This window comes from Fructilactobacillus sanfranciscensis (assembly GCF_029023685.1).
GTDB lineage: Bacteria > Bacillota > Bacilli > Lactobacillales > Lactobacillaceae > Fructilactobacillus > Fructilactobacillus sanfranciscensis.
In genome coordinates, this window is record NZ_CP118925.1 from 1 (window position 1) to 24,139 (window position 24,139).

A 24,139-nucleotide genomic window follows, 5' to 3' on the forward strand; every position below is an offset into this window, starting at 1 on the left:
GTGAATGAAAATGAATTATGGAACAAAATAAAAAGTAAATTCAGAGCTGATCCTAAATACGACAACATTAACTTCAATACTTGGATTGGACCTGCTACTCCAATTTCCTATGATGGAAATGTGTTTGTACTTGAACTACCTACTGATTTGCACCGTGATTATTGGGAAAAACAACTCGTTTCTAAATTTATCGAGTACGCTTACGAAATTACCCAAACCGATGTCACACCTAAATTCGTAGTTAAAGGTGAAGATACCCCTGATTCAAATACAGCAAATATCAGAGACTTTCACAATAAAAATAGGGTTCCTGAACGTCCACGAGTAGATCCTCACTTAAATCCAAATTACACATTTGAAAGATTTGTGATCGGTCAAGGAAACCAAATGGCTCATGCTGCTGCATTGGCAGTCTCGGAAGATCCCGGTAAAGTTTATAATCCGCTATTTTTCTATGGGGGAGTTGGTCTAGGGAAAACTCATTTGATGCAAGCCATTGGTAACAAGGTTTTAGCTGCTAATCCAAATGCCATCGTTAAATATGTTACAACCGAAAAATTTACAAATGATTTCATTGATGCCATTCAAAATAGTAAGATGCAAGAATTTCGGAAAATGTATCGTGAAATTGACTTGCTCTTGATTGATGATATCCAGTTCCTGGCTAACAAAGAAGGAACTCAAGATGAATTCTTCAATACTTTTAATGCTTTATATGAAAACAACAAGCAAATTGTTATGACTGCTGATCGGCTTCCAAACGAAATTAATTCGTTAACTGATCGTTTAGTTTCTCGATTCAAATGGGGTTTATCCGTTGATATTACTGCGCCTGATTTAGAAACTCGAGCCGCAATTTTGCGTGCCAAAGCCAAATCTGAAGGGCTGGAAGTTGACGGTAGCATCATGAGTTATATTGCTAGTCAAATTGATTCCAATGTCCGTGAATTGGAAGGCGCTTTAGCTCGAATTAAGGCCTTTGCCGATTTAAAACAAGAACCAATCACAATCGATTTAGTTTCAGAAGCCCTACGGCCACTCAAGTTAGATAAAGAACGCAGTGCCATCACACCCGAAACTATCATTAAAACCACGGCGAATCATTTTCATATTACTGCGAAGGATATTAAGGGGAAAAAACGAGTCAAAGCCATTGTTGTTCCACGGCAAATTGCCATGTACCTATCTCGTGAATTAACCGATAATTCACTTCCTAAAATAGGAGATGCCTTTGGTGGCAAGGATCATACAACCGTAATCCATGCTTATGATAAAATTTCGGAAAAAGTAACAACCGATATTGACCTACGCAATCAAATTGAAGATTTAAAAAACGAAATTAGACACTAGTAAATCTGAATAATCTCAAAAATGGTATAATTTGAATTGTGGATAACTTTCTGAAATACTAGTTTTTATCAACAGCTTTATCCACAAGGTGTGGACTACCGGTTAGCTACGTTTAACTTAGTTTTCCACATAATTAACAGCACCTACTACTACTGCTTTTATTATTTTATTAATTAAGTAAACTAAAAACACGCTAAGGAGAATCATAAAAAATGAAATTTTCAATCAATCGTGCTTCATTCATTAAAGCGTTAAATATTGTCCAAAGAGCAATCTCTTCTAAAACAACTATTCCAATTTTGACTGGTTTAAAACTAGACGTCACTGGAAACAACATTATGTTAACCGGAAGTAATGCAGATATTTCAATTCAAACCACAATTAGTGGTGATAATCCAAATAACGATTTAAAAATTAGTTCAACTGGAAGCATTGTTTTACCCGCTCGTTTTTTCAGTGAAATTGTAAAAAAATTACCTGACACAGAGTTAGTTGTTGAAGTTGGCGATAATTTTCAAACCAACATTAAGTCAGGAAACTCTGAATTTACCATTAATGGGTTAGATGCAAATGGTTATCCTCATCTTCCAGAAATCAGCACCGCTAATTCAATTGACTTACCTGCTGAAATTTTTAAAGAAGTAATTGGTCAAACTGTAATTGCTGTATCTAAACAAGAAAGTCGTCCAATTTTAACTGGGGTGCACTTCACCCTAGACCAAAATCAATTATTAGCTGTCGCAACTGATAGTCATCGGTTAAGTCAACGGAAAGTTAGCTTACCTGCTGAAAGTGACGGTGCTTATAACATTGTGATTCCTGGTGACAGTTTGAAAGAACTTTCTCACATGCTTGACAGTGAAAAAGAACAAATCAAAATGGATTTATCGGAAAACCAAGTTATGTTTAATTTTGGAGCAACTCGTTTTTACTCACGGTTACTTGAAGGAATGTACCCAGATACTTCACGCTTAATTCCAGATTCATCCGCAACTAAGATTCAGTTCTCAGCTCCAGATTTATTAGCAGCTGTTGAACGTGCCTCATTGTTGTCTCATGAATCACGGAATAATGTAATTAAATTAACGATTAAGCCAAATGATAAAGTAGTGACCATTACTGGTAACTCTCCTGATGTTGGTAAAGTTGAAGAAGATCTCCAACCAAAGGAAATTAGCGGAGAAGACCTTGAAATTTCATTTAACCCAGATTATATGAAAGAAGCACTTCGAGTATTTGGTAAAATTGATGTTGAAGTGGCATTTACGTCTGCTCTTCGTCCATTTACAATTACTCCAACCGAAAATGATCATGAATTTATTCAATTAATCACCCCGGTTCGGACCTTTTAAAAATTAAAAACATCAAAAAAGCTCATATTTTGCGATATGAGCTTTTTTTGTATTTTTAAATGTTATTTATCTAGAATGTCCTATTTTTCGTTAAAACGGCTATCAGTGCTAGTTGTGTATACTTTTTCCGTTAAAAAAGGTATAATTGTAAGTAACTGAAAGCAGGTGGATTCATGGAAAAAGAAGTTTTAATTACCACTCCATACATTACTTTAGCGCAATTGTTAAAGATGGAAGACGTGATTGCCTCTGGTGGGCAAGCAAAATGGTATTTACGAGAAAAAACGGTTTATTACAATGATGAACCAGAAAATCGTCGAGGAAAAAAGCTCTACGATGGCGATGCCGTTCGAGTTCCTGATTTTGGAACATTTCTGATTAAATCAAAGTAGGAAATTAAATGAAGGTAAATGAGTTAAGATTACGAAATTTTCGTAACTATGGGAAGGTAGATGTCCAATTTTCTGACGGGGTAAATGTCTTAATTGGAGAAAACGCCCAGGGAAAGACCAATTTACTGGAAGCAATCTATGTATTGGCTTTGACGAAAAGTCATCGGGCCAACAGTAACCGCGATTTAATTAATTGGGATGATAAAGCAGCTGATATCTGGGGTTTAGTGCAACGAAGTTCGGGGAAAACCCAATTGGAATTAACTTTAAGTTCAAAGGGTAAGCGAGCCAAAGTTAATCACATTGAGCAGGCGAAACTCTCAACTTATATTGGACAATTAAATGTCATTTTATTTGCTCCTGAAGATTTAAAAATCGTCAAAGGCTCTCCACAGATTAGACGACGCTTCATGGATATCGAGTTTGGGCAAATGAGTAATAAGTATCTTTATAATATGACGCAATACCGGCGGATTTTAAAACAACGAAATGCTTATTTGCGCCAACTTCATTTTCATAAAGCAACAGATACCATTTATTTAGACGTTTTATCAGACCAATTAGCAGCTTACGCCGCTGAAATTATCTACCAACGAGTTCAATTGTTAGGAAAACTCCAAAAATGGTCCCAAAAGATCCATAGTGCGATTTCACAACAACGTGAAACTTTAAATTTTAAATATATGACTTCTCTAAAAAAAGGAGAACTTGGTTCAGTTGAACAAATCTATCAGATTTTATTGGAAAAATTTAAAAGAAATCACGAGAAAGAAATTCGCCAAGGAACTTCGATTTTTGGACCACATCGAGATGATTTACGATTTATCGTAAACGGTAAAGATGTTGCTCAGTTTGGTTCACAAGGACAACAACGAACGGCCGCTTTGGCTACCAAATTAGCGGAAATTGATGTCATGAAAGAAGAAACCGGAGAATATCCAGTTTTGTTACTAGATGATGTTTTGTCAGAACTTGATGAAGGACGACAAACGCACCTTTTAACTGCGATTCAAGACAAAGTTCAGACGTTTTTGACAACCACTAGCATGAGCGATGTTGCCACAGAATTAATTCATAATCCAAAAATGTTTCATATCAAAGATGGAATCATTTCCAAGTAAGTTGATTGAGGAGGATTTATATGACAGACAAACCACAAGAAACCCAGGCAGAACGGGCACGTGAATATGATGCCAGTCAAATTCAAGTTTTAAAAGGACTTGAAGCAGTTCGGAAACGTCCCGGAATGTATATTGGGGCAACTAATTCCCAAGGATTACACCATTTAGTATGGGAAATTGTTGATAATGGGATTGATGAAGCTTTAGCAGGATTTGCTTCCAAAATCGATGTTGTGATTGAAAAAGACAACAGTATTACTGTGACTGATAATGGTCGTGGAATTCCGATTGATATGCAAAAGGAAACAGGGAAGTCTGCTCTTGAAACGGTCTTTACCATTCTTCATGCCGGAGGAAAATTCGGCGGTGGTGGTTACAAGGTTTCTGGTGGGTTACATGGGGTTGGTGCCTCAGTTGTTAATGCACTTTCCAGCGAACTTGATGTAACTGTCACCCGTGGCGGAAAACAATATTACATGGACTTTGTGAGAGGACATGTTAAAACTCCAATTGAAGTAGTTGGTACTGCACCTCAAGATGATCACAGCACTAAAGTTCATTTTTTGCCAGATCCAGATATCTTCACAGAAACTACGACTTTTGACATGGAAACGTTGACGACTCGAGTTCGTGAATTATCCTTTTTGAATAAAGGACTTCGGATTACGATTAAGGATGAACGTCCTGAAAAGCCCGTAGAACATGACTTCTTTTACGAAGGTGGGATTAAGCATTACGTTGAATTCTTAGATCGTGGTCGTTCTCCAATCTTCAAGGATCCAATTTATGTTGAAGGTAAGGAAAACGGGATTACTGTTGAAGTATCTCTTCAGTACACTAATGACTATCACAGTACGCTCAAAACCTTTACCAACAACATCAATACTTATGAAGGTGGAACACACGAAGAAGGTTTCAAACAAGCTTTAACTAGAATTATCAATACTTATGGGCGAAACAACAATATTATTAAAGACAACGAAGATAATTTAACTGGGCCTGATGTTCGTGAAGGATTAACGGCGGTTATCAGTGTGAAACATCCTGATCCTCAATTTGAGGGACAAACGAAAACCAAGTTAGGTAATTCGGATGCTAGAACGGCAACTAATCACGTTTTTGGACAAGAATTTTCTAAATTTATGGATGAACATCCCCAAATTGCCAAAGAAATTGTCCAAAAAGGGATGTTAGCTTCTAAAGCACGAGCTGCTGCTAAACGCGCACGTGAAGTTACACGGAAGAAGAGCGGTCTTGAAATTAATAACCTTCCTGGTAAATTGGCTAATAATACCAGTAAAGATCCAGCTGTTTCAGAATTATTTATTGTCGAAGGGGATTCAGCCGGAGGTTCTGCAAAACAAGGACGTTCACGGTTGACCCAAGCAATTTTGCCTATTCGAGGTAAAATTTTGAACGTGGAAAAAGCTACAATGGATCGAATTCTTGCCAATGAAGAAATTAGATCATTGTTTACCGCAATGGGAACTGGTTTTGGAGAAGAATTTAATATTGAAAAAGTTCGTTACCATAAGCTAATTATCATGACTGATGCGGATGTCGATGGTGCGCACATTCAAACTCTATTATTAACGTTGATTTACAACTTTATGCGTCCCATGGTTGATCATGGCTATGTTTACATTGCTCAACCACCTTTGTATCGGGTTCGCCAAGGAAATAAATTCCAAAGATACGTTGATTCTGACGAAGAACTAAAAGAATTACTTGCTTCTCTTCCAGCCTCACCAAAACCATCTATTCAACGATACAAAGGTTTAGGAGAAATGGATGCGGAACAATTGTGGGATACTACGATGAATCCAGTTAACCGTCGTTTGCTTCGAGTTACATCAGATAATATTGATGAAGCTAACGAAGCTTTCACGATGTTAATGGGAGAAAAAGTTGCCCCACGTCGTAAATTTATTGAAAATAACGCGAAATTTGTAGAAAACTTAGATGTTTAATGTTTCATGTGAAACATTAACAGAGACGAATGGAGGTTAATCCTGTGGCCAATGAAACCGATACGCCAGAAACAAGAATAACGAATGTTGATTTATCGAAAAAAATGAAATCTTCATTCCTTGATTACGCCATGAGTGTAATTGTTGCTCGTGCATTGCCGGATGTACGTGATGGAATGAAACCAGTTAACCGACGAATCCTATATGGTATGGATCAATTAGGAGTTACGCCAGAAAAACCATATAAAAAATCTGCCAGAATCGTTGGGGATGTAATGGGTAAGTATCATCCCCATGGTGATAGTTCAATTTACGAAGCCATGGTGCGGATGGCACAAGAATTTAGTTATCGTTACATGTTAGTTGATGGTCATGGTAACTTTGGTTCCGTTGATGGAGATGGTGCTGCTGCCATGCGTTATACTGAAGCTCGGCTTAGCAAGATTTCCATGGAAATGTTACGTGATTTAAACAAAGATACAGTTGATTTTGTACCTAACTATGATGGCACGGAACGTGAACCAATCGTTTTACCAGCACGAATCCCTAACTTGTTACTTAACGGAGCAACTGGGATTGCTGTTGGGATGGCAACAAATATTCCGCCTCACAACTTAGCTGAAGTTATTTCAGCTATTCACATTTTGATGAAAAATCCAGATGCTGATGTTAATGATTTAATGGAAGCTCTTCCTGGACCAGATTTTCCAACTGGTGGAATTGTGATGGGTAAGTCAGGAATTAGACATGCCTATGAAACTGGTCGGGGAAACATTGTGGTCCGCTCTAAAACAGACATTGAAGAAGATAAAAACGGTAAACAAACGATTACAGTTACTGAACTACCTTACATGGTTAATAAAGCAAAATTAATTGAACGAATTGCTGAATTAGTTCGGGATAAACGAATTAATGGAATTAGTGCAATTAATGATGAGTCTGACCGTGAAGGAATGCGGATTGCTATTGACATTCGTCGTGATGCTAGTGCTGAAGTAGTTTTGAATAATTTATTTAAGTTAACTTTGATGCAAACTTCATTTAGTTTTAACATGCTTGCTATTATTGAAGGTGCTCCTAAGATTTTAAGTTTGAAAGAAATCTTGAACAGTTATTTGAATTATCAAGTGGAAGTTATTACACGGAGAACTCGATTTAACTTAAAGAAAGCACAAGCTCGTGCTCATATTTTAGTTGGATTGTTAATTGCCCTTGATAACATTGATAAAATCATTACGATTATTCGTGGTTCAAAGACTGCTGACATTGCCAAACACGAATTGATTTCTCAATTTGATTTGGATGATAAGCAAGCACAAGCTATCTTAGATATGCGTTTAGTTCGTTTGACTGGACTAGAACGTGGCAAAATTAATGACGAACACGAAAAATTACTTGCTCAAATCAAGGACTATAAAGAAATTTTAGCTAGTCATGAACGAGTTAACGAAATTATTTACAATGAATTATTAGATATCCAAAAACGGTTCGGTGATGATCGTCGGACTGAATTGATGATTGGTGAAATCACTAATATTGAAGATGAAGATCTTATTGAAGATAAGAATGTCACCATTACATTGACGCATAATGGGTACATCAAACGGATCCCAACGGATGATTTCAAGACCCAAAATCGTGGTGGTCGTGGAATTAAAGGAATGGGTGTTAACAAGGATGACTTTATTGAGCATCTAATTAACGGTTCTACCCATGATTTATTGTTATTTTTTACCAATGCTGGAAAAGTTTACAGTATGAAGGTTTATGAAGTTCCTGAATATGGTCGTTCTGCAAAGGGACTTCCTATCGTAAACTTGATTAACCTGGGTGAAAAAGAAAAAATCCAAACTGTCTTAAGAGTGGATGGAGATGGGGAACATAAATACCTCTTCTTCACTACTAAGCTGGGAACGGTTAAACGCACTCCAATTGATGAATTTACGAATATTCGTAACAATGGTTTGAAAGCCATTAATCTTCATGATGACGATGAACTTATTAAGGTTTCCCTCGTTGATGGGAATCAAAATATGATTATCGGAACTCACCTTGGTTATGCAGTTAGTTTCAAGGTTGAGGATGTTCGTTCTATGGGACGTTCGGCTTCTGGAGTTCGTGGAGTACGTTTGCGGGATGACGATTACGTAATTGGTGCGGCTATTCTTACTCCAGGATCTGATGTGTTTGTTATTTCAGAGAACGGATACGGAAAACGGACTCCGGTTAATCAATATCCAATTAAAGGTCGAGGTGGTAAAGGAATTAAAACCTCGAACGTGACTGAGAAAAATGGTCCCCTAGTTGGATTGGGAGTAGTTAACGGCGATGAAGATATCATGTTAATTACTGATCAGGGTGTGATGATTCGTTTTGCAGCTGGAAATGTTTCTGAAACTGGTCGTTCAACTTTAGGAGTTCATTTAATTCGAGTTGCTGATGATTCTACAGTTGCTACAATGGCAATTGTGCAACCAGAAGAAGATGGCGACGAAGACATTGATTCTGAAACAACTGATGATAAATCAGGTGCAGATGATCAGCCAGAATAATTAAAATTAAGAATTTCATTTTTTAAAATGGAATTCTTTTTTTATTACGTATCTATCGATGTATCGTAAAAAGCATTTCGTGGTTTGAATAATAATTTTAATCGTGATATAATATAAACTTGTGAACTAAGTACTCTTAGTTTGCCCTTGCTCTTCAAATCACTGGAGGGCCTATAGTCCATAAGGAGGTGTAATTCATGGAAAACAAATATGAAATTACTTACATTATTCGTCCAGATCTTGATGCTGCTGCTAAAACTGCTTTAGTAGAACGTTTCGACAAGATTTTGACTGACGATGGTGCTAAGTTAATTGATTCAAAAGATTGGTCAAAACGCCGTCTTGCATACGAAATCAAAGGTTACAACGAAGGTTTATACCACGTTATCAACTTAACTTCTGACAACGCTGATGCAATTAACGAATTTGATCGTCTTGCAAAATTTAGTGATGGTATCTTACGTCACATGATTGTTGTTCGTAATGACAAAAAATAAACTTTAAACTGAGAGGAGCATTTTCAGTATGATTAATACCGTTGTCCTAACTGGACGCTTAACACGAGATGTCGATTTGCGATACACCCAAAGTGGCGCAGCTGTAGGTACTTTTACCTTAGCTGTTGACCGTAGATTCACTAATTCAAATGGTGATCGGGAAGCTGATTTTGTCAATTGTGTTATCTGGCGTAAACCAGCTGAAAATCTTGCCAACTTCGTTCATAAAGGTTCGTTAATCGGAATTGAAGGTCGTTTACAAACCAGAAATTACGAAAACAAACAGGGCCAACGTGTCTACGTGACCGAAGTTGTCGTTGATAACTTCACTTTCTTGGAACCACGTCAAAATGGTGGCCAACCTAGTGGTAACAACGCAGGCAATGCTGCTCCTCAACAAAATCCATTTGGCACACCAAACAATAATAATTTTGGTGGTAGCAATAACAACCAAAATATTAATAAAGGATCTGACAATTCTGCTGATCCATTTGCTGGTGGTGACCAAATCGATATTTCCGATGACGATCTTCCATTTTAATTAATGTGCTGATCTGAATTATGACCGAGGAGGGAAAAAACATGGCTGAACAAAGACATTCTAGAGGTGGAAGAAGAGGCGGTGGACACCGTCGCCGTAAGGTAGACTTCATCGCTGCTAACCACATCGAATACATTGATTACAAAGATACTGATTTATTGAAACGTTTCATTTCAGAACGAGGTAAGATTTTACCTCGTCGTGTTACTGGAACTAGTGCTAAAAACCAACGTAAGTTGACTAGCGCAATCAAACGTGCCCGTATCATGGCTTTACTACCATTCGTAGTTGAAGACTAATTTGATAATTAAGGAAGATCTAGCATTCGCTAGGTCTTTTTTTCTTGCATAAATTTTCAAACGGCATGTGATAGAATAGAAGACAAAGTAGTTTTAATTTAGGGGTGAAATTATGAAAAACTTAGTAAAAAAGAATAATTTACCACCATTTTTGCGAAATAAACGATTACGTAGTATTTCACTCTTTATTGCAGTTAGTTTAATTTTGGGTTTAGTAATTGCGTTTCTTTATAATATGCTTGTCGGTTGCGTTCTTTTAGTGATGGCATGTGCTGGTTTAGCATATACGATTAAAAATTTAAATATCGTTGAAGAAAATGCCAATAATTACCTAACTGATCTATCATATTTAATTTCACGTGGGGAGCAAGAAGCCCTTTTAGAAATGCCAATTGGCGTTTTGTTGCTCGATCGGGCCAAACGTATTTCTTGGGTAAATCCTTACTTACAGCCATACTTTGAAGGTAAAAAGGTCATTCAACGTTCACTAGAAGAAGTTGATCCTGAGTTATTTGACATTATTCAGAATCACTGGGAAAAAGATGATTCTTTTGAAGTAACATGGCGTGGAAACCAATTTATGATGTTAATTCAACGCCATTATAATACCGTTTATATGGAAAATATTACCCACTATGCTTCAATTGAAAAACGATATCTTGATGAGCGAGTAGTAATTGGTGAAGTTTACTTAGATAATTTTGATGAAGTTAGTCAATCAATGACTGATCAAGAAATTTCTAATTTGAAAAATTATGTTACTAACCAGTTAAGTATCTGGGCTAAGCATTATGGAGTTTATTTAAAACGAATTGATGCTGATCATTTCATGATTATGATGTATATGAAAGCCCTACATGCGATTGAAAATGATAAGTTTAATATTCTTGATGTAATTCGCCAAGGAACTTCTAAGCAAAACTTTCCAATTACTTTGAGTATTGGAATTGCTTACGATGATATTGATTTGAATAAGTTAGCAGATCAAGCACAGAGTAACTTAGATTTGGCCCTTGGGCGAGGTGGTGATCAAGCTGTTATCAAGCCTAGTGATGGTGAGGCGCTTTTCTTTGGTGGTAAGACTAATCCAATGGAAAAACGGACACGGGTCCGTGCACGAATGATTACATCGGCTTTACAAGAGTTGATGAAGGGATCCGACAAAATTTTTGTCGACGGGCATGCTCATCCTGACATGGATTGTTGGGGAGCATCTTTAGGAATTCGTCGGATTGCTCAAATGAATGGAAAAGAATGTTACATTGTTTTTGATGAAAAGATTGTTTATTCCGATATTCAACGTCTTTTGGATGAAATTGATGATTACCCAGCTATTAGGGATTCAATTATTACATCTGATAAAGCGGTTAAAATGGCAACTGATGATAGTTTGTTAGTGATGGTTGATCATTCTAATCCATCAATCGGATTAGCCCCTAATCTCTACGAACGATTACAAAATCGAGTAGTGATTATTGATCATCATCGTCGGGGAGAAAATTTCCCCGAAAATCCATTATTGGCTTACGTTGAACCTTATGCCTCATCTGCCTGTGAATTAATTACCGAAATGTTTGAATATCAATCCCAAAGTGCCGATCCAATTAATACTTTGGAAGCAACTACGATGTTGACCGGAATTGTGGTTGATACTCAATCATTTACAGTAAGAACTGGGACAAGAACTTTTGATGCAGCTAGTTATTTGCGTTCTTCTGGAGCAAATGTTGATGAGATAGCACTATTTATGAAAGAAAATGTTAGCAGCTATATGGCTGAAAATCATTTGATATCCATGGTACAATTTATCGATGGGAACTTAGCATTAATTACGGCAGAAGATGATAAGAAGTATGATTCCGTAACGGCTGCGAAGTCAGTTGATTCATTGATGAAAATTGATGGGGTCTCAGCTTCCTTCGTGATTTTCCGTCGAAATGATGGAAACGTGGGAATTTCTGCACGAAGTAACGGGGACGTGAATGTCCAATTAATTATGGAAGCGCTTGGTGGTGGTGGTCACTTGGATGCTGGTGCTACACAAATTGCTGATAAAACAGTTGATGAAGTTCAAGAAATGCTGCTTGGTGTTTTACACAAAGACGAAGAAGCAGAAAATACTAATGATTAAACGAATTTAAATTATAAAGGAGAAACAATCATGAAAGTTATTTTTTTAGAAGACGTTAAAGGTAAAGGTAAACGTGGCGAAATTAAAAATGTTCCCACTGGATATGCACAAAATTTCTTGATTAAAAATGGGTTAGCGCAAGAAGCTTCTAAAGCAGCAATTGCAAAAGTAAAAGCAGTTCAACGCCATGAAGAAGCTGATGCCGAAGCTGCCTTAGAAGAAGCAGAAAAAATCAAAAAATTCCTTGAAAAAGATGATACTGTGGTTGAATTAAAGGCCAAAGAAGGTAAAGAAGGCCGTTTATTCGGTTCAATTCCTAGCAAACAAATTGCTAAGGCTTTAGCTGATCAATACAAGGTTAATATCGACAAACGTAAAATTGAATTGCCAGAACCAATTAAAACCATGGGATACACTAATGTACCCGTTAAATTACATGCACAAGTGACTGCTAAAATTAGAGTTCACGTTTCAGAAAAATAATGGTTAAGCATTAGAAAAGAGATTTTGTATGAATAATGATGTTTTGCTAGATCATACGCCCCCTAATAATCCAGAAGCCGAAAAAGCAGTTCTAGGAGCTGTTTTTTTAAACCAAGAAGCAATTGCTACAGCTGCTGAATTTTTAACTCCAGATGAGTTTTATCGTCGGGCAAATCAAATTATTTTCCAAGCGATGCTCGATTTATCAGATGCGGATGAAGTCATTGACGCAGTTTCTGTCTCCGATAAATTAAAGGGACAAAATCAATTGGAAGATGTTGGTGGAGTACCATATCTTTTGGAAGTCGTTGATGCTGTTCCATCTGCTGCTAATATTGAGTACTATGCCAAGTTAGTGCATAAAAAAGCCACGCAGCGACGTTTAATTGATACTGCTAATAAAATTGCTAACGATGGTTATAACGAAGATGAAAATCTTGATGACTTGCTTGACAACGCTGAACGTGAAATTATGGACGTTTCAGAAAAACGAAACCAAAGTGGCTTTAAAAAGATTGGCGAAGTGGTTGGTGAATCATGGCAAAAAATTCAAGATTTAGCTGCTAATGGTGGAGAGGAAGTTACAGGAACCGCCACAGGCTATATTGAATTAGATAAAATGACGACCGGATTACATCCAGGAGAATTAATAATTTTAGCTGCACGGCCGGCAGTTGGTAAAACCGCTTTTGCACTAAATATTGCTCGAAATGTGGGAACCAAAACCAATAAAACAGTGGCCATTTTTAGTTTGGAAATGAGCGCAGAATCATTGGTTAACCGGATGCTTTGTGCTGAAGGAAGTATTCAGTCTAATCACTTACGAACCGGTGAATTAACTCCAGAAGAATGGCAATCTTTAACAGTTTCGATGGGAAACTTATCTGAGTCTCGAATTTTTATTGATGATACTCCCGGAAACAGAATTGCCTCGATTCGGGCTAATTGTCGGCGATTAAAAAAAGAAGCCAAACACGAACAAGGGGTTGATGATCCTGGTTTAGGGTTAATTGTGATTGATTATCTTCAACTGATTGAAGGTAATAATAAGGAAAGTCGGCAACAAGAAGTTTCTGAAATTTCACGACAATTAAAAAAATTAGCCAATGAATTACAAGTACCGATTATTGCTTTGTCACAACTATCTCGTGGTGTCGAACAACGACAAGATAAACGACCAGTCCTTTCTGATATTCGTGAATCTGGATCAATTGAACAAGATGCAGATATTGTAGCTTTTTTATATCGGGATGATTATTACGAACGTGATGGATCTGACGAAAATAACGGTGCTCCAGGTGCTCCTCAAATGTCTCAAGCACCGGTTTCAGATGATGATGACACCGGACAAGGTGAAGTTGAAGTTATTATCGAAAAGAACCGTTCTGGTGCTCGAGGAACTGTTCCGTTACTATTCTTAAAAGCCTATAACAAGTTTTCTAATGTTTCATATCGCAAATAGTATTTAAAGACAGCCAGTCATTTGAATAGTCTGGCTTTTTTGATAGAGATTTGCAATTTATCATTATCTTTTGTATGTTTGAATAAGTGAGGAGCCTAATACATATTATGAAAAAATCTTTAATTTACGTTTTTATTTCAACTGTTTTATTTAGTTTGATGGAAATTGCTTTAAAAATTGCTGGAAATCAATTTAATCCAATTCAGTTAAACTTGATTCGTTTTACCCTTGGTGGCTTGGTAATTTTACCCTTTGCTATTTCACGATTAAAAAAACTACACCACAAACTTCACTGGGAAGATTGGAAAATTTTCTCACTGACTGGATTCTTATGTGTCGTAGTTTCGATGACACTATATCAATTAGCCATTTTATATGGAGAACCAGCGATTGTCGCAGTCCTCTTTAGCTGTAATCCAGTATTTGCTTTGATTTTTGCCTACTTTATTTTGCACGAAAACGTTTCTCGTTCGGACATTATTTCATTGGTTTTGTCAGTAATTGGATTGTTGGTAATTATCGATCCGTTTAAAGTAACCAATCCAATTGGAGTTTCGTTAGCAATTTTAGCAGCGGCAACCTTTGGATTTTATGGAATTATGTCACAAGCTAGTTCATTGAAAGTCCATTTAGATGGGGTAGTAATGACTGGTTTTACCTTTATTGCTGGTGCAGCAGAATTATTAGTGATTATTTTGATTACCAAAATTCCTTCAATAGCTAATTGGATGAATTCAATTAGCTGGTTAAAAGAATTTTCTGATATTCCAATTTTTACAAACGTTAATCTTCCTAATTTATGGATATTGGCTTTTGTTGGTTTGGCAGTAACTGGTGGAGGTTTTGCTTTTTACTTCTTGGCTTTACAAGATGGTGGAGTATCAATGGCCTCGCTAGTTTTCTTCTTCAAACCGGTGCTTTCTCCTATTTTTGCTTTCTTCTTAATTGGGGAAGACATCAATCTTCCAACGATGATTGGGATTGCTATTATCATTTGTGGATCAATTGTAACTGTGGTTGGATATAATACTGAAAAAGCTAAAATTGAATAAAACAAAAACGAAACTGAATTTCAGTTTCGTTTTTTTATGGTTAAATTTAGGTAACAAAAAAGGACTTACCAATTGGTAAATCCTTCCTTAATATGATGGGCAGTCAGGGGATCGAACCCTGGACCCACGGATTAAGAGTCCGTTGCTCTGCCAGCTGAGCTAACTGCCCATATCAAAGTACATTTAATATATTATCATATGGTTCAAACCAAATCAATACTAATTTAAGAGAATTTGCATATTTTTTAAGAGGGACTAGTGGTGGATATTTAGTTGCCTAAAACAGTTATGTTATACTTAGAGGTGACTGAGCACAAAGTAAGCCTTGGTTAAACTCAAATCACGAACCAGAAAACGTACAATAACAGGAGATAAAAATTATGTCTAAAATTTTAGTTGTAGATGATGAAAAACCAATTACCGATATTGAAAAATTTAGTTTAGAAAAAGAAGGATACGAAGTTGAAGTTGCTTATGATGGTGAAGATGCCTTAAAAAAAGTTGAGGAAAATACACCTGATTTAATAATTTTAGATATCATGCTTCCTAAAATTGATGGTTTAGAAGTTGCAAAGGAAGTTAGAAAAACGCATAATATGCCGATTATCATGGTAACTGCCAAAGACTCTGAATTAGATAAAGTGTTAGGACTAGAAATCGGTGCCGATGACTATGTTACTAAACCATTTTCTAACCGGGAACTGGTTGCCCGAGTAAAAGCTAATTTACGACGTCAGTCAGTTGCCAGTGAAAATAGTAGCAAAGAAGACGATGAAAAGCGGGAAATTACATTTGGTGATTTAACTGTGCATCCCGATTCATACTCAGTTACTAAGAACGGGAAAACCGTTGATTTAACTCACCGTGAATTTGAATTAATTCATTATTTAGCACAACATGCCGGACAAGTTATGACTCGTGAACACCTTCTTCAAACCGTTTGGGGTTACGATTTTTTTGGTGATGTTCGGACGGTTGATGTGACGGTTCGTCGTTTACGAGAAAAAATTGAAGATGATCCAAGTCAACCTAAATGGCTTGTCACACGTCGTGGTGTTGGTTATTACGTTCGTAGTGCTGAAGAAAAATAATAATTAGGTAAGAGGGAATCATAATGAAGCAAAAATGGAAAATTTTTAAATCAATTCATTTTAAGATTGCCCTTGTTTTCGTATTAATGATGTTATTAACCCTTGAAATTGTGGGAACAGTCTTCGTGCGGCAACTAGAGTATCAAAATTTAACTACTTTTAAGGATTCAATCCAGCTTAAGCCCTATGTTAATACCTCTTTAAAAAAGCAATTAACTAATAAAAATCAAATAAAAGCAAATAAACAAATTCGAACCATCTTACAAGACGCCGATTTTAGTAACGTTGATGAGATAACGGTGGTTGATGCTCGTGATAATATCCGTGGAACTAGTCAAACTAGTGAACAATATCTAGTGGGACAAAAAAACACTGATAGTGACATCAAGAGTGCTCTTTATAGTGGAAAAACAATTGAAAAGAATTCTTCAAATAACAACAGTCGTTACTATACGATGGTTAAACCACTAATTAATAGTGCAAAAAATCAAAATAATATTGAAGGGGTCGTTTACATTCGGGCCAATTTAAGACCGGTTTATCAAAATATTAATCGAATTACGACCATTTATCTTTTTGCTGCTGTTTTATCAATTATTTTAGGAGTGATTCTTACTTTAGTTATTTCAAGGGCCATTACTAAACCAATTGATGAATTAAAGAAACAGACTGAACAAATTGCTAGAGGAGACTACTCTGGACACGTTCAAGTTTACGGAAACGATGAGTTAGGACAACTAGCTCATGCTGTTAACAATCTTTCCGTTCAAGTTGAAGAATCACAAGAATCAACAGAATCAGAACGTCGGCGTTTGGACTCAGTTCTTGATAATATGACCGACGGGGTTATGGCAACTGATCGACGAGGAATTGTAACAATTGTTAATGATGAAGCACTTGATTTGTTAAACGATGAAAAAGATCAAGTAGTTGGCCGTCCGATTTTAAATGTTTTAAATTTGCAAAATAAGTACACTTTAAAGAATTTAATTGATGATCCCGGACAAATTATTCTAGATTTTTCTAACGATGAACATCAGTTAATTCTTTCAACGCATTTTTCATTGATTCAACGTAAATCCGGTTTTATTAATGGGATTGTTTGTGTGTTTCATGATGTTACGGCCCAACAAAAGATTGATGCTGACCGACGCCAGTTTGTATCAAATGTTTCACACGAATTGAGAACTCCTTTAACTAGTGTCCATTCTTATATTGAAGCCTTGTTGGACGGAGCTTGGGAAGATAAAAAATTAGCACCTAAATTCTTAAAGGTTACTCAAGATGAAACTAACCGAATGATTCGGATGATTAATGATTTATTGACGTTGTCACGGATGGATTCTGGTACACAAAGTTATAATACTGAATTAGTAAATATTAATCGCTTATTTAATTACGTATTAGACCAATTTGACATGATTGTTAGAAGTGATGATACTAAGAAAACTTATAAGATTAAGCGTGATTTTACGAAACAAGATCTATGGGCAGAAATTGATACAGATCGATTTACGCAGGTAATCGATAATATCATGAATAACGCCGTTAAATACTCACCTGATGGGGGAGTGATTACTTGTCGACTTTATGAAAATCATAACCGGATTGTGATGAGTATTTCCGATCAGGGGCTAGGGATGCCTAAAGCAGCACTTAAACATATTTTTGATCGTTTTTACCGAGTCGATAAAGCCCGAGCACGTGCCCAAGGTGGTAGTGGATTGGGACTTGCAATTTCAAAAGAAATTGTTGAATCATTTGGCGGTAATATCCACGTAAATAGTGTTGAAGGTAAGGGATCGACGTTCTATATTACTTTACCTTGTGAAACAGTTGAGGAGGACTTGTGGGATGATGGCGAAGCTTAGACGATATACATTACCAATTTTATTAGGAATCGCAGTTTTAATTAGTGTAGTTTTGTCAGTTTCTTTACTAACCAATCCAGCTCGTTTTAGTGGAAGGGTGCATGAAAAGAAAGCAACTACTTTAAATACTGATGAAACTGCTCGTAAAATGATTAATGTTTATTCGCCGACACAATTAATTCAAAATTCGGATAAAGGAAAAGAATTGCTTACTAGTTCTTCTACCAACCTAGTTTCTGAAATTTTTAAAACGATGCAAGATTATCATTACTCTCACATTGAAAGAGTTTCTCAAGGGAATCAAAAGCAATACAATCAGATGCTTAATAAATCGGATTCATTGATGTTAAATTACAATAATCCGATTTCATCTGACATGTTAGCTCAAATTCTTCACTATAGTCAGTTTAAAGATAAAGGCGATGTTAAACGATTAATTGTGCCATTAAAGAGTAGTTATCATTATGTTTATCTATTAAATGACGATAAATATACAATTTATAAAGTTAAAGTTGGCACTCTCAAACTAAAAACGATTAAGCAAATTCTTAATCAAAAAATGAATAAAAATCGAATCGAATTACGTTCCGTTAACGGAAATCCCTACATCTATTTCCCTAATCAAGTTAAGATGAAGGATTACGGTTATATGTTGCAGGAGCAAACCCAAAATTCTTATTTGAATCGAATTATAGGAAATACAACTGCGGCATCAGTTAAACATCAAAAAGATAAAACCATTTGTAGTTCTCAAAATCAAGATTTGACGTTTGATAATAATGATGACGTAATCTATAACAACTATCGACCTAATCAAAAAATCACTTCACAAATTGGAGCCCTAAAATCTGCATACCAAAATGCTGTTCAACTGGGAATTTCCTTGGAAAATACTAAGTTTGATACCTATAACCCTAAGAAACAAAACGTTAATTATCGACTTTACATTGAAGGGTTTCCAATTTACAGTGATCAACAACTTGGAGTTTATAATTACAGATTTATGAATGGAAATGTGGAACGTTTTGCGTTTTCATTACGAGATTTTGAAGTTCCCGTTCCGACAGATAAACAAACCATTACTCTTCCAAATTCACGGAATTTATTGATTGATTTGGAAAATAGTGGGGTTAATATGAAACAAATTAATGGAATTAGACTTGGTTATCAAGTAATTCCTGATAACCAAAATAAGTTGATTGTAACCTTACAACCAAGTTGGTTTATTAAAATTAACAACCAATGGATTAATTATCGTTCCTTAGATACACAAATTGGAAAGGGGAATTCAAATGAACTTTAAACGAATTCAAGAAGTCTTCCTCTTTGCCTTTATTGTGATTGATATCTTTTTAATATTAATGACGAAAAACAATAATATTCAAAACGATAATACAGCTTCGGAAAATGTTAATGGTACTGTCATCAAAGAAATGAAACGTGATAACATTTCAGTAGGTAAATTGTCTGATCAAAAAAAGGATGGGTATTACATAGCAGCTACGCAAGATACTGATCTTGAAAAGGAAATTAATTATTTACGAGATCAAGATGCACGTATAGACGATAGTGACACCATTAGTAGTACATTTTACAGTCCCCTTAAAGTTGATCAAAAACATCCTGAAAAAACAATTAATCAGTTACTGAAGAAGCCAGGTTTCGTCTTAGCAGGGACGCAATATGAGTTTAATCAAGTTGATTCAACGAAGTCTAAGTTAGTTTATGATCAAAAGGCAATTGATGGAATTTTCTACACTTCAGAAGGTCGAATTACCTTTAACTTGAATGCTAATGACCGGTTGTCTGGGTATACACAACAAAAACTTAATGACATTAGAGTTTTGCATGAAAAAACTGATTTAATTTCTCAAGAACGAGCTGTAATTTACTTGTATCAACATAATGGAATTCCCAATAATTCTGACGTTATTTGGACAAAGTTGGGCTATACTAAGTTATTGCATATTAACGGAAAAGACGTTTATATTCCAACTTGGATTATTACAACAAAAACTAAAGCATCTTCTGATGTTCAAATTCATCGCATTAATGCCTTTACAGGGGCCTCATTTAAAACAGAACAAGTTCATAATACGGAACAAAGTCAACAATCATTAGAAAGTGTGAACAGTAAAGATGAATAATGATGATTTTAAAATTTGCGTCTTATCAAGTGGAAGTGGCGGAAATTGTACCTATATTGAAACTCCAAAGCATAAAATTATTCAAGATGCAGGGTTATCTGGAATTCGAATTGAGCGAATGATGAAATCAATCGGCAAAGATTTAAAAGATGTTGATTCAATGTTTGTAACCCATGAGCATACGGATCATGCCAAGGGAGTGGGTATTTTAGCTCGTAAATATGGAATGAATGTTTATGCTAATGAACCAACCTGGAATGCCATGAACTCCAAAATTGGAAAAATTCCAGTTGAACAAAAATACATTTTTGATCCCAATAAAACGGAATCTTTTGATGATTTAGATGTGGAAAGTTTTGCCGTTTCCCATGATGCTGCTCAGGCACAATTCTATAATTATCATCACAATGGTAAGAGTTTTGTAATTGTGACTGATACTGGAACAATTTCTGATAATGTTGCCGGTATCATTCGCGATGCGGATGGCTATTTGTTTGAATGTAATTATGATACTGATATGTTGATGAATGGTGATTATTCATATTATACGAAGCTTCGAATTCAAAGTGATACAGGGCATTTATCAAATGTCGAAGGAACAGAAGTTTTAATGGATGTTATGGGTCCCAAAACAAAGCATATTTTCTTAGCCCACCGTAGTCATCATAACAATACTAAGGAATTACAACGTTTGACTGTGGCTTCAATGATGAAAAATAATGGTTTAGGCGTTGGAAAAAGTTTTCAACTACACGGAACTGATGTAGAAAAACCTTCAGATTTATATACGCTTTAAAGTGTGATTATCCAACTGATAATCGCACTTTTTTTGTGAATAAGTTGCTGAAACGGATATTATAAAATTAGTATGATACAACCTAACGAAATGTGGATTTTGTTAAAATGAAAAAATTAAAGTAAAAAGTCAGCTATAATGATAAAAGGAAGCGGAAAAATCGAAAAAGTTTTAGTAACATTCCGTTAGCCTATTTTTTTAATTACGAACGAATGATAACATTTAAAATTGATAATTAAGAAAAATAAACAACCAAAAAAATCACAGTCAACAAGTTGTGGATAAACCTGTGTACAACTATCCGTGGATACGTTAAAGCTTGTCACTTAAGGATTTGTTAGCAGTTAATAAAATTCGGATGGTTATCCATAACGTGTGTGGATAACTTTGAGAAACATTCAAAATATTTTTTTAAATGCTTTAATAACAAGCGTTTCAGCCAATTAATTTTGTGTTAACGAACATACGTTGCTGTGGAAAAAGGTGTGAAATAAAAAATAAATTGACAACAAGTGAGAAAAAAGCGTTGGGGATAAATACACAAAAAGAAGCATTCGATTGTGATTTCTGTGGATAACTTTGTGGATAAACTGTTAAAAGGAGTCGAGTTATGAACATCAAATTAGTAGTAGTGGGAAAAGTTAAAGAAAAATATTTTCGTGATGGAATTTCGGAATATGAAAAACGACTTTCTCGTTTTTGTAAATTTAAAATTGTGCAAGTTTCTGATGAAAAAGCACCTGAGTCTTTAAGTGAAGCTGAAATGGATGAGGTAAAGCAAAAAGAAGGAGAACGGATTCTCAGTAAAATTGGTGATAAAGAATTTGTGTTTGCGTTAGCAATTTTAGGTAAGCAATTTAGCTCCGAAGAATTCGCCGCTAAAATTAAAGATTTAACGACCTATGGCCATTCTGACATTACATTTGTGATTGGTGGATCACTTGGTCTTTCGGATGCAGTAATGAAACGAGCAAATGATACAATTTCATTTGGCCGTTTTACTTTGCCTCACCAATTGATGCGATTAGTATTTTGTGAACAAATTTATCGTGCATTTATGATTAATAATGGAAGCCCTTATCATAAATAATGCTAAACTTAGAGGTAAAAAGTTTTTGGGAGATGTAATTTTGACAAGAATTAAGCCGAAGGTTCAGATTAAGTGGCTCACGATTTTAATTATTTTGATTGTTGGCGTAGTTGCAATTTTGTTTACGCATTATGATGCCCCTTTGTACCAACAAACCGTGGCTCAAGTGGAACAAGTTCATAATTATGGAAAAACGAATACGACCGATGAATTTCAAAATCGTGATTATCAAGAAAATCAAAAATTAACATTGAAGATTTTGAATGGAAAAGATGCAGGAAAAACAGTCAAAGCCCAAAATCAATTTAGCGGGTCTACTGCAACTGATCAAGAATATCATCCAGGACAACAGATTTTCGTTCATCTTGGGAGTCAGAAATTAAAAGCATCCTCAATTATGATTACTGGATTTAAGCGGGATACAACAGTGATTTTTCTAATTTGGTTGACAATTACATTCTTGTTAATAATTCTTAAATTTCGCGGGTCGATGGCACTATTGAGTTTGGTCGTTAATGCCTTATTATTCATGGTGGCTATTGAGCTGGATGTCCACACAAATTTCAATCCGTTTATCCTATTCGCAATTCTTTCAATTATTTTTACGATGGTAACGGCTTTACTAATCTTTGGGAAATCTAAAGAAACAGTCGTGGCAATTGCGGCCACGATTCTAGGCACGTTTTCGGCAATTTTAATTGCTTATCTCGTCCTTTCGGTTACCCATCAACGTGGCATGAAATTTGAAATGATGGACTACGTGACGCAGCAACGGTTACCGCTCTTTTTTGCCGGAAGTATGATTGGCTCATTAGGGGCAATTATGGATTTATCAGCTGACATTACTTCAAGTCTGTTTGCGGTTAATCGGGAGGAACCAACGTTAACTTTTTGGCAACTATTTGAAGATGCTCGTAAGATTGGACGTTCCATTATGGGACCTTTGATTAACGTGTTATTTTTAATTTTTGTGGCTGGAACTTTTCCCATGATGGTACTCTTTTTGAAAAACGGAAACAGTTGGGGTTATTCTTATTCCATGATTATGTCATTAGGAATTGTTCAAAGTTTGATTAGTGGGATTGGAATTGCATTAACCGTTCCAATTACTGGCTTGATTGCTGGGGCAATTTGCAAAACGAAGGTGATCAAATGACAACGATAACTTTATTAGTATTAATTTTATTTGGATCAATGTTATTGGCTGGTGGAAAACAGGGGTTCGTTTCTTTTTTAGGCTTAATTTTTAACTTCTGTTTGGTATTTATTTCAGTGGTTTTAATTTCGTACGGTTTTCCCTATTTAATTGTGACGCTGATTAACGCGGTGATTATCTTGGTGATTTCGATTTACTTTGGTAATCAACAAGGGAGAAATGCGGATATTGCTTTCATCACATCTTTGATTGTGGTTGGAATAGTAATTTTACTAATTATTCCAATTGAACAGTGGGCGCAAGTTCAAGGTTTTGGTCCTGAAAATACCGAAGACTTAGAAGGATTGTCACTCCAACTGGGTGTTAAATTCCTTGATGTTTCGTGTGCAATGACGATTTTAAGTTGCTTGGGAGCAGTGGCAGAAGCCTCGATTGCCATTGCCACTGGTTTATTTGAAATTGAAGCGCATAATCCGACGATTACCAGAGCTAAATTGCGTAGTGAGGGGTTATTAATTGGAAAAGAAATCATTGGAACCGCGTTTAATACGTTGTTCTTTGGTTTTTACGGAGAGTTACTAGCCTTGTTTATCTGGTTTTCACGTCTGAATTATAGTTTTGGTATGATCATTAATGATAAAATTTTCATTTCGGAATTTATCATGACTTTAATTTCTTCAATTGGAGTAATTTTAACGATTCCTGTTACGATTGGAATCTTTTTACGTCATAAAAAAACAACGATATAAACACTTGATACGCTGTCATTTGATAGCGTATTTTTTG

General features: G+C 35.8%; 21 protein-coding genes and 1 tRNA gene. 21 read left to right on the plus strand and 1 reads right to left on the minus strand.

Translation table 11 applies throughout. The features are described from left to right. The 13 genes from dnaA (at position 1) to PY770_RS00065 (ending at position 15,202) form a co-directional block, all read left to right on the plus strand. Complete coding sequence (gene dnaA / locus PY770_RS00005) at positions 1-1,350, plus strand: chromosomal replication initiator protein DnaA (RefSeq protein ID WP_275045920.1); 1,350 nt, start codon at positions 1-3, stop codon at positions 1,348-1,350. 212 nt (positions 1,351-1,562) lie between these two features. Then, on the plus strand, positions 1,563-2,702 hold the full coding sequence (gene dnaN, locus PY770_RS00010; RefSeq protein ID WP_275045921.1) for a DNA polymerase III subunit beta: 1,140 nt from the start codon (positions 1,563-1,565) through the stop codon (positions 2,700-2,702). Positions 2,703-2,875: 173 nt separating this feature from the next. Further along, positions 2,876-3,094 (plus strand): S4 domain-containing protein YaaA, encoded by a 219-nt coding sequence (gene yaaA, locus PY770_RS00015; RefSeq protein ID WP_275045922.1) that lies wholly within the window; start codon positions 2,876-2,878, stop codon positions 3,092-3,094. A gap of 8 nt (positions 3,095-3,102) precedes the next feature. Further along, positions 3,103-4,215 (plus strand): DNA replication/repair protein RecF, encoded by a 1,113-nt coding sequence (gene recF / locus PY770_RS00020; RefSeq protein ID WP_275045923.1) that lies wholly within the window; start codon positions 3,103-3,105, stop codon positions 4,213-4,215. Between the two features lie 20 nt (positions 4,216-4,235). Beyond that, positions 4,236-6,185 carry a DNA topoisomerase (ATP-hydrolyzing) subunit B gene (gyrB, locus tag PY770_RS00025; protein WP_275045924.1) on the plus strand — a complete coding sequence of 650 codons (1,950 nt, stop codon included), beginning with the start codon at positions 4,236-4,238 and terminating at the stop codon, positions 6,183-6,185. 29 nt (positions 6,186-6,214) lie between these two features. After that, positions 6,215-8,737 (plus strand): DNA gyrase subunit A, encoded by a 2,523-nt coding sequence (gene gyrA, locus PY770_RS00030; protein WP_275045925.1) that lies wholly within the window; start codon positions 6,215-6,217, stop codon positions 8,735-8,737. Between the two features lie 197 nt (positions 8,738-8,934). Beyond that, on the plus strand, positions 8,935-9,234 hold the full coding sequence (gene rpsF / locus PY770_RS00035; RefSeq protein WP_056957826.1) for a 30S ribosomal protein S6: 300 nt from the start codon (positions 8,935-8,937) through the stop codon (positions 9,232-9,234). A 28-nt stretch (positions 9,235-9,262) separates the two neighbouring features. Further along, on the plus strand, positions 9,263-9,775 hold the full coding sequence (gene ssb / locus PY770_RS00040; protein WP_103428543.1) for a single-stranded DNA-binding protein: 513 nt from the start codon (positions 9,263-9,265) through the stop codon (positions 9,773-9,775). Between the two features lie 41 nt (positions 9,776-9,816). Next, positions 9,817-10,074 (plus strand): 30S ribosomal protein S18, encoded by a 258-nt coding sequence (gene rpsR, locus PY770_RS00045; protein ID WP_041817484.1) that lies wholly within the window; start codon positions 9,817-9,819, stop codon positions 10,072-10,074. Between the two features lie 112 nt (positions 10,075-10,186). Further along, positions 10,187-12,205, plus strand: a complete 2,019-nt coding sequence (locus PY770_RS00050; RefSeq protein ID WP_275045926.1) for a DHH family phosphoesterase — start codon at positions 10,187-10,189, stop codon at positions 12,203-12,205. A 30-nt stretch (positions 12,206-12,235) separates the two neighbouring features. Beyond that, a complete protein-coding gene (gene rplI / locus PY770_RS00055; protein ID WP_014081367.1) occupies positions 12,236-12,688 on the plus strand; it encodes a 50S ribosomal protein L9 in 453 nt (150 codons plus the stop codon). 28 nt (positions 12,689-12,716) lie between these two features. Beyond that, positions 12,717-14,150 (plus strand): replicative DNA helicase, encoded by a 1,434-nt coding sequence (gene dnaB / locus PY770_RS00060; RefSeq protein ID WP_103428542.1) that lies wholly within the window; start codon positions 12,717-12,719, stop codon positions 14,148-14,150. 107 nt (positions 14,151-14,257) lie between these two features. Beyond that, positions 14,258-15,202 carry a DMT family transporter gene (locus tag PY770_RS00065; protein ID WP_275045927.1) on the plus strand — a complete coding sequence of 315 codons (945 nt, stop codon included), beginning with the start codon at positions 14,258-14,260 and terminating at the stop codon, positions 15,200-15,202. A 96-nt stretch (positions 15,203-15,298) separates the two neighbouring features. Here PY770_RS00065 and PY770_RS00070 read toward each other — a convergent pair. Next, positions 15,299-15,371: transfer RNA gene (locus PY770_RS00070), tRNA-Lys, on the minus strand. 211 nt (positions 15,372-15,582) lie between these two features. Here PY770_RS00070 and yycF point away from each other — a divergent pair. The 8 genes from yycF to PY770_RS00110 all read left to right on the plus strand — a co-directional run bounded on the left by yycF (position 15,583) and on the right by PY770_RS00110 (position 24,102). Then, positions 15,583-16,293, plus strand: coding sequence for a response regulator YycF (gene yycF, locus PY770_RS00075; RefSeq protein WP_014081370.1), 711 nt, complete (start codon positions 15,583-15,585; stop codon positions 16,291-16,293). A gap of 23 nt (positions 16,294-16,316) precedes the next feature. Continuing rightward, entirely contained in the window at positions 16,317-18,164 is a 1,848-nt protein-coding gene (gene walK, locus PY770_RS00080) for a cell wall metabolism sensor histidine kinase WalK (RefSeq protein ID WP_103428540.1), read from the plus strand. Further along, positions 18,148-19,467 carry a YycH family regulatory protein gene (locus PY770_RS00085; RefSeq protein ID WP_225362368.1) on the plus strand — a complete coding sequence of 440 codons (1,320 nt, stop codon included), beginning with the start codon at positions 18,148-18,150 and terminating at the stop codon, positions 19,465-19,467. The genes walK and PY770_RS00085 overlap by 17 nt, the downstream gene beginning before the upstream one ends. Next, entirely contained in the window at positions 19,457-20,311 is an 855-nt protein-coding gene (locus PY770_RS00090; RefSeq protein ID WP_168848099.1) for a two-component system regulatory protein YycI, read from the plus strand. The genes PY770_RS00085 and PY770_RS00090 overlap by 11 nt, the downstream gene beginning before the upstream one ends. Then, positions 20,304-21,107 carry an MBL fold metallo-hydrolase gene (locus PY770_RS00095; RefSeq protein WP_056957821.1) on the plus strand — a complete coding sequence of 268 codons (804 nt, stop codon included), beginning with the start codon at positions 20,304-20,306 and terminating at the stop codon, positions 21,105-21,107. The genes PY770_RS00090 and PY770_RS00095 overlap by 8 nt, the downstream gene beginning before the upstream one ends. A gap of 610 nt (positions 21,108-21,717) precedes the next feature. Beyond that, positions 21,718-22,197 carry a 23S rRNA (pseudouridine(1915)-N(3))-methyltransferase RlmH gene (gene rlmH, locus PY770_RS00100; RefSeq protein ID WP_014081375.1) on the plus strand — a complete coding sequence of 160 codons (480 nt, stop codon included), beginning with the start codon at positions 21,718-21,720 and terminating at the stop codon, positions 22,195-22,197. A 40-nt stretch (positions 22,198-22,237) separates the two neighbouring features. Next, positions 22,238-23,353 (plus strand): YibE/F family protein, encoded by a 1,116-nt coding sequence (locus PY770_RS00105; protein ID WP_275045928.1) that lies wholly within the window; start codon positions 22,238-22,240, stop codon positions 23,351-23,353. After that, entirely contained in the window at positions 23,350-24,102 is a 753-nt protein-coding gene (locus PY770_RS00110) for a YibE/F family protein (RefSeq protein ID WP_103428536.1), read from the plus strand. The genes PY770_RS00105 and PY770_RS00110 overlap by 4 nt, the downstream gene beginning before the upstream one ends. Positions 24,103-24,139: the final 37 nt, after the last annotated feature.